The sequence below is a fragment of the Actinomadura alba genome, from assembly GCF_014323705.1.
In the GTDB taxonomy this organism is placed as follows: Bacteria; Actinomycetota; Actinomycetes; order Streptosporangiales; family Streptosporangiaceae; genus Actinomadura_C; species Actinomadura_C alba.
On the sequence record NZ_JABVEC010000001.1, the window covers coordinates 337,781 to 350,960 of the forward strand.

Annotated in this window: 14 protein-coding genes; 7 read left to right on the forward strand and 7 right to left on the reverse strand. The window is 68.5% G+C overall.

Annotation, left to right across the window (positions count from 1 at the left end; all coding sequences use genetic code 11):
* Positions 1–55 precede the first annotated feature (55 nt).
* The 5 genes from HKK74_RS01655 to HKK74_RS01675 all read right to left on the reverse strand — a co-directional run bounded on the left by HKK74_RS01655 (position 56) and on the right by HKK74_RS01675 (position 5,730).
* Entirely contained in the window at positions 56–895 is an 840-nt protein-coding gene (locus tag HKK74_RS01655) for an ABC transporter permease (RefSeq protein WP_187241124.1), read from the reverse strand.
* Positions 892–1,755, reverse strand: a complete 864-nt coding sequence (locus tag HKK74_RS01660) for an ABC transporter permease (RefSeq protein WP_187241126.1) — start codon at positions 1,753–1,755, stop codon at positions 892–894. The genes HKK74_RS01655 and HKK74_RS01660 overlap by 4 nt, the downstream gene beginning before the upstream one ends.
* The gene (locus HKK74_RS01665) at positions 1,752–2,975 is read right to left on the reverse strand and encodes a polyamine ABC transporter substrate-binding protein (RefSeq protein WP_187241128.1); all 1,224 of its coding nucleotides are present in this window, start codon (positions 2,973–2,975) and stop codon (positions 1,752–1,754) included. Before HKK74_RS01665 ends, HKK74_RS01660 begins: the two co-directional genes overlap by 4 nt.
* A complete protein-coding gene (locus HKK74_RS01670) occupies positions 2,972–4,120 on the reverse strand; it encodes an ABC transporter ATP-binding protein (RefSeq protein WP_187241130.1) in 1,149 nt (382 codons plus the stop codon). Before HKK74_RS01670 ends, HKK74_RS01665 begins: the two co-directional genes overlap by 4 nt.
* Positions 4,121–4,284: 164 nt before the next feature.
* Positions 4,285–5,730 carry a gamma-aminobutyraldehyde dehydrogenase gene (locus HKK74_RS01675; RefSeq protein WP_312881169.1) on the reverse strand — a complete coding sequence of 482 codons (1,446 nt, stop codon included), beginning with the start codon at positions 5,728–5,730 and terminating at the stop codon, positions 4,285–4,287.
* Positions 5,731–5,894: 164 nt separating this feature from the next.
* On the opposite strand from HKK74_RS01675, the gene HKK74_RS01680 reads away from it, so the two are divergent.
* From HKK74_RS01680 to HKK74_RS01690, 3 genes are read left to right on the forward strand one after another with little or no spacing between them, the layout of a single operon-like run.
* The gene (locus tag HKK74_RS01680) at positions 5,895–6,395 is read left to right on the forward strand and encodes an Lrp/AsnC family transcriptional regulator (RefSeq protein WP_187241131.1); all 501 of its coding nucleotides are present in this window, start codon (positions 5,895–5,897) and stop codon (positions 6,393–6,395) included.
* Positions 6,392–7,738 carry an aspartate aminotransferase family protein gene (locus HKK74_RS01685; RefSeq protein ID WP_187241133.1) on the forward strand — a complete coding sequence of 449 codons (1,347 nt, stop codon included), beginning with the start codon at positions 6,392–6,394 and terminating at the stop codon, positions 7,736–7,738. Before HKK74_RS01680 ends, HKK74_RS01685 begins: the two co-directional genes overlap by 4 nt.
* A 34-nt stretch (positions 7,739–7,772) precedes the next feature.
* The gene (locus tag HKK74_RS01690; protein ID WP_187241135.1) at positions 7,773–9,197 is read left to right on the forward strand and encodes an NAD(P)/FAD-dependent oxidoreductase; all 1,425 of its coding nucleotides are present in this window, start codon (positions 7,773–7,775) and stop codon (positions 9,195–9,197) included.
* Between the two features lie 69 nt (positions 9,198–9,266).
* Here HKK74_RS01690 and HKK74_RS01695 read toward each other — a convergent pair whose 3' ends face one another.
* On the reverse strand, positions 9,267–9,869 hold the full coding sequence (locus HKK74_RS01695; protein WP_187241137.1) for a helix-turn-helix transcriptional regulator: 603 nt from the start codon (positions 9,867–9,869) through the stop codon (positions 9,267–9,269).
* Positions 9,870–10,023: 154 nt separating this feature from the next.
* On the opposite strand from HKK74_RS01695, the gene HKK74_RS01700 reads away from it, so the two are divergent.
* Positions 10,024–10,539 (forward strand): PH domain-containing protein, encoded by a 516-nt coding sequence (locus HKK74_RS01700; RefSeq protein WP_187241417.1) that lies wholly within the window; start codon positions 10,024–10,026, stop codon positions 10,537–10,539.
* 146 nt (positions 10,540–10,685) lie between these two features.
* Positions 10,686–10,952, forward strand: coding sequence for a type II toxin-antitoxin system TacA family antitoxin (locus HKK74_RS01705; protein ID WP_187241138.1), 267 nt, complete (start codon positions 10,686–10,688; stop codon positions 10,950–10,952).
* A gap of 271 nt (positions 10,953–11,223) precedes the next feature.
* Here HKK74_RS01705 and HKK74_RS01710 read toward each other — a convergent pair whose 3' ends face one another.
* Positions 11,224–11,634, reverse strand: coding sequence for an HIT family protein (locus tag HKK74_RS01710; RefSeq protein ID WP_187241140.1), 411 nt, complete (start codon positions 11,632–11,634; stop codon positions 11,224–11,226).
* 88 nt (positions 11,635–11,722) lie between these two features.
* Between HKK74_RS01710 and HKK74_RS01715 the strand changes: the two genes are divergently transcribed.
* Both HKK74_RS01715 and HKK74_RS01720 read left to right on the forward strand, forming a co-directional pair.
* Positions 11,723–12,481, forward strand: a complete 759-nt coding sequence (locus HKK74_RS01715) for an ATP-binding cassette domain-containing protein (protein WP_187241142.1) — start codon at positions 11,723–11,725, stop codon at positions 12,479–12,481.
* Complete coding sequence (locus HKK74_RS01720; protein WP_187241144.1) at positions 12,478–13,173, forward strand: hypothetical protein; 696 nt, start codon at positions 12,478–12,480, stop codon at positions 13,171–13,173. Before HKK74_RS01715 ends, HKK74_RS01720 begins: the two co-directional genes overlap by 4 nt.
* The last annotated feature ends 7 nt before the right edge of the window (positions 13,174–13,180 follow it).

The following is a 13,180-nucleotide window of genomic DNA, read 5'->3' on the forward strand; positions in this document are numbered from 1 at the left end:
CCGGGCCCGGCCGCGAATGCGGTCGTTGGTGCGTATCGGCCCGTTCGGGCGCGCGTCAGGCGGCGCGGCGACGGGCGATCAGCCTGAGTCCGATCGCGAGCAGCACTCCGACCGCGAAGATCAACGTGCCCATCACGTTGACCTGGGGCGGCGTCCCGACCCGGGTGGAGCCCCAGATCCACAGCGGGAACGTGACCGTGCCGCCCGCGGTGAAGTTGGTGATCACGAAGTCGTCGATCGACAGTGCGAAGGCCAGCAGCGAGCCCGCCATCACACCCGGGAAGATCATGGGAAAGGTGACCAGGCGGAACGTGGTCAGCGGTCCGGCTCCGAGATCGCGTGCCGCCTCCTCCAGGGCCGGGTCGAGGGTCAGCACCCGGGCCCGAACGGTGACCGCCACGAAGGACACCGAGAACATCACATGGGCGATGAGGATGGTCCAGAAGCCGAGCGGCGCGCTCAGCGTCACGAACATCGACAGCAGCGACGCGCCCATCACGATCTCAGCGCAGGCGATCGCGGCGAACATGACCAGGTTGAGCGGCCCCGCCCCCCGGAAGCGGTAGCGCCCGAGCGCCAGCCCGATGAGTGTGCCGAGGGTTCCCGCGATGAGCATGGTCAGCAGCGCGATGAGCAGCGAATTGATCAACGCGGTGGTCAGCTCGTCGATCGCGAAGAGCTCGCCGTACCACTTGAACGTGAAGCCCTGCCACTTGGTGTTGTACCGGCTTTGCGTGTCGTTGAACCCGAAAAGGATCATCACGCAGATCGGCAGGAGCAACCAGGCGATCACCAGCCAGGTGTAGATGTGCAGCGACCGGCCGCGTAGGAAGCCCAGCGGGCTTCGGCGCCGGGCGGCGGGCGGTGCCGCGCGCTCCGCGGTGCGGGTGCTCATCTCGCCGCCACCTCCAGCACGTCCTCGGTGCCCAGCGCCCGCGCGTACAGGAAGATCCCGACGAGCAGGGCCCCCATCAGGGTGAAGGACAACGCCGAGGCCATCGGGTAGTCCTGGGTCACCAGGTACTGGTTCTGGATGACGTTTCCGATCATGGTGTTGTTGGTTCCGCCGAGCACCGTGGCGTTCACATAGTCGGAGGCCGCGGGCACGAAGGTCATCAGGACGCCCGCGAACACCCCGGGGAGCGAAAGCGGGAGGACCACCCGCAGGAAGGTCTGGACCCGCCCCGCGTACAGGTCGTGCGCCGCCTCTAGCAGCCGAGGGTCCACCCGTTCCAGCGCCACATAGATCGGAAGGATCATGAACGGCAGGAAGTTGTAGGTGAGCCCGCCGATCACCGCGCCGCCGGTCGCCAGGACGTGGTAGTCCTGCTCCACCAGCCCCAGGCTCTTCAGCGTCCCCAGCAGGATCCCGTCATCGGACAGGAAGAACTGCCACGACAGGGTGCGCAGCACGAAGGACACGAAGAACGGCAGCAGCAGCAGGAACAGGTAGGCGGTCTTGCGGTCGCCCCCGTGCATCGCGATCCAGTACGCGACCGGGTAGCCGATCACTATCTGCAGGAGCGTCGAGGCCAGCCCGTACTGCAACGACCGGACGATCTGCGAGTGGTAGGTCGTGACGCCGTCGACGTAGGTCTGCCAGTGCCAGGTGAGCTGGAAGCCATTGACGACGTCGCCCTGCTGGAGGGAGAGCGACAGCATCATGACCATCGGGACCACGAAGAAGATCGCGAGCCATAGCCCGCCCGGCATGATCAGCCAGTACGGCGTCAGCGCGGCGGCACGTCTGCTCATGCGGTGACGATGGGCTGGAAGATGGACTCGTACTGCTTCTGCTCCTGCGGGTTCTTGAAGGCCCGGTAGTGGCGGAGCTGGGCGTAGTCGGCCGGGGTCGGGAAGACCAACGAGCTGGCCGCCAGATCCGTGAGGGTCTTCTTGTCCTCGCCGGACGCCTTCGCCGCGTCCTGCAGGATGACCTGCTTGGCCGCGCTGACGGGGGTGACGTAGTTGATGTACTCGGCCAGGCCGGCGGCGATCTTCGGGTCGTAGAAGAAGTCCATCAGCGTGATCGCGTCGACCGGGTTCTCGGCCGTCTTCGGGATCATCATGTTGTCGGTCCAGATGGTCCCGCCCTCCTGCGGGATCACGAACTTCAGGCCCGCCCCCTCCAGGTTCTTCTGGAAGACGTCACCCGACCACGCCTGGGTGATCCAGATGTCGCCCTTGGCCAGCGGGTCGACATATCCCTGGTCGTAGTACTTGCGGACGACGCCCTGGTCGCGTTGCTGCTTGAGCTTTTCGGCGGCCCTCTGCCAGTCGGCGGCGGTGGACTTCTCCGGGTCGATGCCCAGCGCCAGCATGCCGAAGTTGCCGATCTCCTGGGTGTCGGAGAACATCCCGACCTTGCCCTTGTACTTGGGGTCGAAGAGCGAGGCGAAGCTGGTGATCTCTTCCTTGACGTACTTGGGGTTGTAGGCGATCCCGGTGATCCCGGTCGCCCACGGCAGGCTGTACACGTTGCCCGGGTCGAAGGACTCCTTCTTGTACGCGGCATCGGCGTACTTGGCGAAGTTCGGCAGCTTGCCGTGGTCGAGAGGGGCCACGTAGCCGAGATCGACCAGCTGCCCGAACTGGATGCCGTTGGTGATGACGATGATGTCGTAGCCGATCGATTGGCCGGCTGCCAACTGCGGCTGGATCTTGGCGAAGAACGACGCGGCCTCCTGGATCACCTCCTTGTAGGTGACCGTGATGCCCGTCCGCTGGGTGAACAGCTTCAGCTCGGGCTTCTTGGGGTCCATGTACAGCGGCCAGTTGGCGAAGTCGACGTGACCTTTCCCGGTCTTTCCGGCCCAGTACTTCTGGACGTCCGACTGCTTGGCCGGCGCCTGCTTCTTGCCCTCGACTCCACAGGCGGCCAGGGCGAGCCCGCCGCCCGCGGCGCCGAACAGCTTCAGGAAGTCACGGCGCGGCCGGGTCAGGCCGCGGACGAACGCAGGGTCGAGGTTGCTCATGGTGCTGCTTCCGTTCCGATCGCGTAGGAGTGCTCCGGTTCCCACGACAGCCAGACACTGTCCCCCCGGACGGCGATGTCGTCGGCCGACGAGGCGTTTTGGGTGAACACCACAACGTCGGCCCCTGCCGAGGTCCTGACGTTGTAGTTGGTGGAGGTGCCGAGGTAAACGACCTCGGTCACGGTCCCCGTGATCTGGCAGGCACCGTTACCAGGCGCCTCAAGGCGAAGGTCGATCTTCTCCGGTCGCACGGTCAGCTCCAGCTCGGCGCCCTCGGCGAAGACGCCGCGGACCGGGACGGTGATCCGTTCGTCCGCGCCGTACCGAATGACGGCGGTGTCGGCGCCGGACTCGGCCACGGTGCCGGTCAGCAGGTTGGAGGTACCGATGAATCCCGCGACGAACTTGCTCGCGGGGTGCTCGTAGATCTCGCGTGGTGAGCCGAGCTGTTCGATCACTCCGTCGTTCATGACGGCGATCCGATCCGACATCGCCAGCGCCTCGCCCTGGTCGTGCGTGACGTACACGAACGTGATGCCGACCTCGCGCTGGATCCGCTTCAGCTCGACCTGCATGGCCTGGCGCAACTTGAGGTCGAGCGCTCCGAGCGGTTCGTCGAGCAGCAGCGCGCGGGGCCGGTTGACGAGTGCCCGGGCGAGCGCGACACGCTGCTGCTGGCCACCTGATAGCTGCTTTGGACGGCGTTTCTCCCGGCCCGCCAGATCGACGATCTCCAGCATCTCCGCGGTCCGCCGGGTGACCTCGGCCTTTTCCACGCCCTTCCGCCTGAGCCCGAAGGCCACGTTCTCGAAGACGCTCATGTGAGGGAACAGGGCGTAGGACTGGAACACCATGTTCACGTCCCTCTTGTTGGCCGGAACGCCGGTGACGTTCTTGCCCTGGAGACACACCTCTCCGGCGGTCGGCTCCTCGAAGCCGGCGATGACTCGCATGGTGGTGGTCTTGCCACAGCCCGACGGTCCGAGCAGCGAGAAGAACTCTCCCTGTGCGATCGTCAGGTCGATGCCCTTGACCGCATGTACGGCCTCGCCGCGTGACTGGTACGTCTTGACCACGCCGATGAGCTCGATCGCCGAGAGCGTCGCCGCCGCGGCCGGCGCTGGAGCGTCCGCGGTCTCCGTCATGGGCACGTCTTCTTCCTCTGGTTCGTACCGTGTTCATGCGGCGCTCGCCCTCTTCGTTCGCTACGCGGACCGCTCGCTTCGCTCGCGTGCTCACTGTGCTTGCCTTGCTCGCTCCGCTCGCGGGGTCGCGGGCCCCTTCGCTCACTCATCAGGCTCACGCCGGGTCAGGCACCGATGTAGTGCATTACGTGCTTGATGCGGGTGTAGTCCTCAAACCCGTACATTGACAAGTCCTTGCCGTAGCCGGAGTGTTTGAAGCCGCCATGCGGCATCTCGGACACGAATGGGATGTGGGTGTTGACCCAGACGGCGCCGAAGTCCAGGCGGCGGGTCATCCTCATCGCCCGGCCGTGGTCCTTGGTCCATACGCTCGCGGCCAGCCCGTACTTCACACCGTTGGCCCACGCGGCGGCCTGGTCCTCGTCCGTGAACCGCTGCACTGTGACGACCGGGCCGAAGATCTCGTCCTGGATCATCTCGTCGTTCTGATGCAGGCCGCTGACGACGGTAGGCGCGAAGAAGTAGCCGCGGTCACCGATCCGCTGCCCGCCGGTGATCACCTCGGCGTGGTCCGGCGTACGGTCCAGGAAGCCCTGCACACGGGCGAGCTGGCTTGCGTTGTTGACCGGGCCGAAGTAGGCGTCGGTATCGGCGGGTGGTCCCACCCTGGTCCCCTCGGCCTGCTCGGCCAGGGCGGCGGTGAGGTCGGTGGCGATGCGCTCGTGGACGAGCACGCGGGTGGCGGCGGTGCAGTCCTGGCCCGCGTTGAAGTAGCCGGCCTCGGCGATGGCGGACGCCGTGCCCGCCACGTCGGCGTCGTCGAAGACGACCACCGGGGCCTTGCCGCCCAGTTCGAGGTGCACTCGTTTGAGACCGGCCGCCGCCGCGGCGGCGACCTCCATGCCGGCCCGCACGCTGCCGGTGATCGAGACCATCTGCGGGATCTCGTGGGTCACCAGCGACCGCCCGGTGTCCCGGTCCCCGCAGACGACGTTGAACACACCCGGCGGAAGGAACTCTGCAGCGACCTCGGCCAGCAGGAGCGTGCTGGCCGGCGTGGTGTCACTGGGCTTGAGGACGACGGTGTTGCCCGCCGCCAGCGCGGGCGCGAACTTCCAGACGGCCATCATCATCGGGTAGTTCCACGGCGTGACCTGGCCGCAGACCCCGATCGGCTCGCGCCGGATGGAGGAGGTGTGGTCCGCCATGTACTCGCCGGACGACCTGCCCTCGAGGATGCGGGCGGCACCGGCGAAGAAGCGGATGTTGTCCACCATCGGCGGGACTTCTTCGTCCGCGGTCAGCTGGAGGGGCTTGCCGGTGTTGCGGCACTCGGCGGCGACGAACTCGGCCGCCCTCGCCTCGATCGCGTTGGCGATCCTGAGCAGCGCGAGGCTGCGGTCCTGCGGGGTGGCGTCGCGCCACCCCGGAAATGCCTCGGCCGCGGCACGCACGGCCGCGTCGACATCATCAGCGCTCGACAACGGCGCCTCGGCATAGGTCTCACCGGTGCTGGGGTCGACCACCTGAGACGTACGACCGTCCTTGGCGTCGACGTATGCACCGTCGACGAAGTTACGCAGGCGGATCGACTGGCTGGCCCTGGACACGTTTCGACCTCCGCAGCACGGGATGTAGAGCGACCTTTACAGACAAGGACGGCAATGGCAAGCAATTTCGTTGTAAAGTTCACGTTTCGCAACGGAAACGCTTGACAAACACGGCATAAGTGACACGATGTCGCAGCGAGGGCGTTGCCGACGAGGGGGCGCAGATGACCGAGCAGCGGGAACCCGCGTCACGACAGCGAGGAGCGCCCGGCCGCGGTGGCGTTCACCTGGACGAGACCGCCAAGCAGATCATCGAGCAGTTGCAGCGGGACGGCCGGATGTCGTACGCGGCGCTCGGCAAGGCCGTCGGGCTGTCTGAGGCGGCGGTGCGCCAGCGGGTGCAGAAGCTCCTCGACGCCGGGGTCATGCAGATCGTCGGCGTCACCGACCCGCTCATGCTGGGTTTCTCGCGGCAGGTGATGATCGGCGTCAAGTGCGGTGGTGACCTGGAGACGGTGGCGGACGCGCTGGCCGCCATCGAGGAGATCGACTACGTGGTCATCGCCGCCGGTTCCTTCGACATCCTTGTCGAGCTGGTCTGCGAGACCGATGAGCAGTTGCTCGGTCTCCTCGGCCGGATCCGGGCCGTGCCGAACGTGACCGGCACCGAGAGCTTCGTCTATCTCAAGCTGCGCAAGCAGACCTACTCGTGGGGGACACGATGACCTTGCAGGACGACGCCAAGCGGCATCTGTGGATGCACTTCACCCGGATGTCCGACACCGACGTGCCGGTCATCTCGCGCGGCTCCGGACCGTATGTCCACGACCAGCACGGCAAGCGCTATCTCGACGGGCTGTCGGGGCTGTTCACCTCACAGGTCGGACACGGCCGTCGGGAACTGGCCGAAGCAGCGGCCAAGCAGGCGAGCGAGCTCGCCTACTTCCCCCTCTGGTCATACGCCCACCCGAACGCGATCGAGCTGGCCACCCGGCTCGCCGCGCTCGCCCCCGCAGACCTGAACCGGGTCTTTTTCACCACCGGCGGCTCCGAGGCCGTCGAGTCGGCCTGGAAGCTGGCCCGCAACTACTTCAAACTGACCGGCGAGCACGGCCGCTACAAGGTACTGAGCCGCGACATCGCCTACCACGGCACCACCATGGGCGCCCTGTCCATCACCGGCCTGGCCGAGATCAAGCACCCCTTCGAGCCACTGGTACCCGGGTCGGTGCGCGTGCCGAACACCAACTTCTATCGGGCCACCGAACACGGCGACTCGGTCGAGCGGTTCGGACAGTGGGCGGCCGACGAGATCGAGCGGGCGATCCTGCGGGAAGGCCCGGAATCAGTGGCGGCGGTCTTCCTCGAGCCGGTGCAGAACGCCGGCGGCTGCTTCACGCCCCCACCCGGCTACTTCACGCAAGTGCGATCGATCTGCGACACCTACGGCGTGCTGCTCGTCTCCGACGAGGTGATCTGCGCCTTCGGCCGGCTGGGCCACTACTTCGGCTCCGAGCGATACGGCTACCGGCCCGACATCATCACCTTCGCCAAGGGCGTCACCTCGGGCTACGCGCCGCTCGGCGGGATGATCGCAAGCGACCGGCTGATGGAGCCGTTCACGACAGGAGACTCGACCTTCCTGCACGGCATCACCTTCGCCGGCCACCCCGTGTCGACAGCCGTGGCACTGGCCAACCTCGACCTCTTCGAAAAGGAGGGGGTCCTCGACAACGTCCGCTCCAACGAGGCCGGCTTCCGCACCACCCTGGAAAGGCTGTCCGACCTGCCACTGGTGGGCGACGTCCGGGGCGCCGGCTACTTCTACGGGATCGAACTGGTCAAGGACAAAGAAACCAAGGAGAGCTTCACCGACGAGGAATGCGAGCGGCTACTACGCGGCTTCCTGTCACATGCCCTGTTCGACGCGGGCCTGATCTGCCGGGCCGACGACCGCGGCGACCCCGTCATCCAACTCGCCCCACCACTCATCTGCACCCAGGAACACTTCGACGAGATCGAGCAGATCCTGCGCTCCGTCCTCACCGAGGCCGCCACCCGTATCTGAGGACACTCGTATCTGAAGGAACGGCGGCCCCGCGATGACGACCGAGGTCCTGAAGACCGATGACTTCGCCAACGGCGGAGTGTCCTTCTGGTACCGCGAGACAGGCCTGCCCACCGCGCGCGCCCCACTACCGGGGACGCGTGAGTACGACGTCTGCATCGTCGGCGGCGGATTCACCGGGCTGTGGACGGCCTACTACCTCAAGCAGGCCCGGCCGGACATGCGCATCGCGATCCTGGAAAAGGAGTTCGCCGGATTCGGCGCCTCCGGACGCAACGGCGGCTGGCTGTCCGCCGAGATGGCCGGGTCGCGCGAGCGCTATGCCCGCGCGCACGGCCGGGACGCCGTTGTCGCGCTACAGCGTGCGATGTTCGACGGCGTCGACGAGGTGGCCAGGGTCGCTGCCGAGGAAGGCATCGTGGCCGACATCGTCAAAGGTGGTGTGCTGCACGTCGCCACCAACCCGGCACAGCGCCGCCGGCTGCACGCCGGGCTCGCCGAATCGCGCCGCTGGGGCTTCGCGGAAGACGACCTCCGGCTGCTGGACCGCGGCGAGCGTGAGGACAGGCTGCGTGTCGCCGGAGCGCTGGACGCACTCCACAGCCCGCACTGCGCCCGTGTCCAGCCCGCCCGTCTCGTTCAGGGTCTGGCCCGTGCCGTTGCCGGTCTCGGCGTGGACATCTTCGAGTCCACGGCGGTGACCGAGATCCGGCCGCGTGGTAGGGCGGGCGAGCCGGCGGCCGCGGTGACGGGTCGGGGGACCGTGCGGGCCGAGTACGTGATCCGGGCGACCGAGGGGTTCACCGCCGGGATCGCGGGGCAGCGTCGCCAGTGGCTGCCGATGAACAGCTCGATGATCGTCACCGAACCGCTTGGCGAGGAGATCTGGAAGGACATCGGCTGGCCGGGTGCCGAACTCCTCGGGGACGAGGCCCACGCCTACGTCTACGCGCAGCGCACCGCCGACGGGCGGATCGCGATCGGCGGCCGCGGCATCCCGTACCGCTTCGGGTCACGATGGGACCAGTGGGGCGCAACTCAGCCGCAGACCGTCGCCGCGCTGTGGCGGATGCTCGGAAAGCTGTTCCCGACCGCCGCCGACGCCCGTGTGGACCACGCGTGGTGCGGCGTCCTCGGCGTTCCCCGAGACTGGTGCTCCACCGTCCATCTCGACCATGACAGTGGGCTCGGCTGGGCCGGCGGGTACGTCGGCAACGGCGTGACGACGACCAACCTGGCCGGGCGGACTCTGCGCGATCTGCTGCTCCACGAGGAGACCGAGCTGACCCGGCTGCCCTGGGTCGACCGGCGAGTGCGTCGATGGGAGCCGGAGCCGTTGCGCTGGATCGGCGTACACCTCATCTACACGCTGTATCGCGCCGCCGACCGCCGAGAGAACCATCGGCTCGCCCGCACCTCGAACTACGCCCGGTTGGCAGGACTCATCTCCGGGCGGTGACCCCAGGCCGGACATCGGCGGGCGCCGCGCCGTGCCGCCGGGACGCCGCCCCGGCGGCACGGCCGGACCTCAGGCCGCCGCTCTGCGCTGGAAGGGCAGGAAGCGCTCGGCGGGATGCGCACGCGCCGGGCTGCTGGTCGGCTCGACGGCCGTCACCCGGTCGAACCGGAACGCCCGGATTCCACCACGGAGCCGGCACCAGGCGACGAGATACCAGTGGTCGCGATGCACCAGGCAGGTGACCGGCTCGACGTGACGGACCGAGTGCGTGCCCTTGGCATCGCGGTAGTGCAGGCGGACCGCGAGCCGCTCGCTGATCCCGGCGGCGAGGACCTTCGCCCGGCCGGCCGTCTCACCGTCGAGAGGCGCGGTCAGCGTCGCGAGCGTGACCGCGATGAACTCGTCGGACCCGACCCGGCCGCCGGTGGCGTCGTGGGCCCCGTGGGGAATGGCGTCGTCCGTGAGGTGCTCGTCGGGCTCGGCATCGAGCAGCCGGCTCAGCGCCTGGCGGGCCACGGCGGCCTGCGGCCCCGCCCCGAGGTGGGCGAGGGACAGCGCGAGAGCGGCGATCTCGGCGGCCGTCAGCGGGCCGCCGTTCGGGGTCGTCGGCGTCGGCAGGCTTGTCGGGGACGTCGTGGACGTCGGGGTGGCGTGCAGTGCGACGTTGGCCATGACTCGATAATACGTTCGATCGCTGACATTTTTCAGGGGTCAGCAACCATCTTCGCACCGGTCTGAGCGCGGTTCGGGCTCCGCGGAAGGCGTGCCCTGGGCTACCGTTGACTTGGTTGGATCATGGCTGACCGGCGAGGCGGGCCTGCTGCACATGAACCTGAACGACCTGATGGTCATCCGCGACGCGGGCACGCGCACGGTCGCCAAGTACCTGATGTCCTATGAGGGCCAGCCGGTCGCCGTGCGCAGGCATCCGGCGGTGCTCCTGCGGCCCGTCGGAGAGGTCACCGCCGGGCTGATCGTCGCGGGGCTGGCCAGCACCACGATCGGCGCCGGCCCGGCCTTCATCCTCTGGTGGCTCTGGCTCGCCCTGCTCGTCCGGCTGACGTGGAAGGTCTTCGCGTGGTCGCTGGAGTTCTTCATCGTCACCGAGCACCGCGTGATGCTGATAACCGGTGTGCTCAACCGCAAGGTCGCGATGATGCCGCTGGCCAAGGTCACCGACATCGCCCTCGAACGGCCCTTCGTCGGCCGCATCATCGGCTACGGCACGTTCGTCCTGGAGTCCGCCGGGCAGGACCAGGCCCTGCGCGAGGTGGAGTACATGCCCTACCCCGAACAGCTCTACCTCGAGGTCTCCTCGGTCATCTTCCCCGTGGAGGATTAGCGGCCACGCCGGGGCGCTCCAGTCGCTCCAGTTCGACCGTCCCAACGGAATTCGGTCTCCCGAATAACGCTGCGCCGTCATAATTTTCGCCCACAGGGGTAACGCGGGTGAGGCCTGGGTAACGTCTGCGAGCGGAGGGCACCGGCATGACCGCGTCGGCTCAGCATCATCTTCCCTTTTCCGACCACAACGGAATCATCGGCATCCGAACCACCGCGGATCAGGACCGCGTCATTCGCCGGGCGGCGGAGTTGTCCGGCTGGACGGTGAGCGAGTTCGTCCTCTGCGCCGTGCTCGACCGGGCCGAACGTGAGGTTCACGCGCACGCCGCGCGCGTGGGCCGGGAAGGCGAGGCCGCGCCCTCCGAGCTCGAGCCCATGGACAGCATCATGCGGCTCCTCGGCGAACTCTGAGCCCGCCCGGCCCGGCGGGTGGGCGGGGCCGCCGGGCCACGGCCGCCCGGCCACGGCTCCCCCCCCGGTTATGGCCCACACGAAATCATGGCCGACAAAGGCCGACAGAGCCGTGAGCGCCGGGCGGTCGTTCCGGTCACTTCGCCTGCGGCTTCACCCGCGCCTTCACCCGCGCCGACGGCGGAGCTCCCCGATCCCTGTGCTGTCATGGGCACCATCGTGGCCTCGGCCGCCTGCCTTGGCCACCCCGGCGCGTGGGTGCCGGTCCCGGTCACAGCGCGTTCCGCAGGCGCTCCGCGTACTCGGCGGCCTGCTGCTCGGAGTCGTACTTGCGCCGCGGCCAGAAGAACCCGCGCAGCCCGTCCTTGCGGTTGCGCGGGACCACGTGGACGTGCAGGTGCGGCACGCTCTGGCTGATCCTGTTGTTCATGGCGACGAACGAGCCGGCCGCGCCGAGCTCGGTCTCCATCGCCTGCGCCAGCCGCTGCGCGTGCGTGAAGAACGGCCCGACCACCTCGGGCGGCAGATCGGCCAGCGTCTCCAGATGCGTTCGCGGCACCAGCAGCGTGTGCCCTTCGAACAGCGGCCGCGCGTCCAGGAACGCCATCGCCTCACCGGTGTCGAGCACGATGTGCGCGGGGCGCTTCCCTTGGACGATCTCGCAGAACACGCAGGCTTTCATGACCGGCATTGTGCCGTTCCGCGTGGGCGGCTCGCCGCCCGGGCCGCTAACGACGCGCTTATGACGCGGCCGCTAGCGTTCTGCGCCTATGCGCCTGAACAGTGTCGGCTACCGGTACCAGCGCCGGGCCGGATGGGTCCTCCGCGACGTGACACTCACACTGGCACCAGACCGGATCACCGAGGTGACCGGCCCCAACGGCGCTGGGAAGTCCACCCTGCTCCGGCTGCTCGCCGGCATCCTGCGGCCTCGCCTCGGCGAGCTGACCGACCGGCCGGCACGGGTCGGCTACGCGCCCGAGCGGTTCCCGGCGGATCAGCCGTTCACCGTTCGCGGATATCTGTCGCACATGGCCCGGATGCGCGGGGCTCCGGACGCGCGCATCGACTTGTGGGCGGAACGGCTGCGGTTCGGCGAGCTGCTCGATCTGCCGCTGCGCGAGCTGTCGAAGGGCAGCGCGCACAAGGTGGGGCTCGCCCAGGCGATCCTCGGCGACCCGGAGCTGCTCGTGCTGGACGAACCGTTCGCCGGTCTGGACGCCGGAACCCGGGCGGATTTGCCCGCGTTGCTCACCGGGCTGCGTTCGGGAGGCACCATGATCGTCGTCAGCGACCACCAGCGCGATCTGCGGACGCTGCCGGACGTCGACCGGCTCCAGGTCGCCGGAGGCACCGTCACCCGCGCTCCGGGCGCCCATGACGAGCGCTCCGCCACCCGGACCGGGAACGGTGAGGGTCCGGTCGCCGAGCAGGCGATCATTGAGGTCGTGGTCCCCGCGCACCAGGCCGCGACCGTGCTCGCGAAGCTCCGGGCCGACGGCTACGCCGCCAGGGAGCCGCGGACATGACCGCGCTGGTCCGCTTTCATCTATCGGGTTACGTGAGGTCGCTGCGGGTGGTGCAGCCGCTGCTCGCGATCTTCTTGCTGGCCTCCGTCATGCTGCCGAACGCGCCGGTCGGTCCGGACCGGGCCACGACGCTGAAGCTGGCCGTCGGCGGGTACGGCGACGTGGCCGCGTTCCTGTTCCCGATCTGGGCGTGGACGGCCCGGAGCGTGCTCGACACCGAACCGGACGGGCAGCGTGAACTCGGCGCTCTGGCGGTGGGCCGGCGCACGGCGATGGCATCGGGACTGCTCGCCGCCTACCTCGTCAACCTCGGTCTCGGCGCCCTCACCCTGACGGTCCCCGTCCTCCAGGGAATCAGCGCCGGCGCCGGGTGGGGGGCACTGCCTCCCGCCGTGGTGCTGCATCTGGCGGTGGCGGTACCGGCGACGCTCGTCGGAGCCTGGGCCGGCCGGGCGGTGCTGCCGTCCACGGCGGTGTCGATCCTGGTCCTGCTGGGCGGCTGTGTCGTGCTCTTGATCCTGAGCATGGGCCCGCTCGCGTGGCTGTCAGTACCGATGATCGGGTGGCTGCGCGCCGCCCATGACGGGCCGGACGCGCTCACCGCCGCGCTCCCCGGGCTGGTGGCGCACATCGCCGCCTGGTCGGCCGTCGCCGGGGCCGGTTACGCCTGGGTGCGGCGCTTCCGCCCGTGAGGGTACG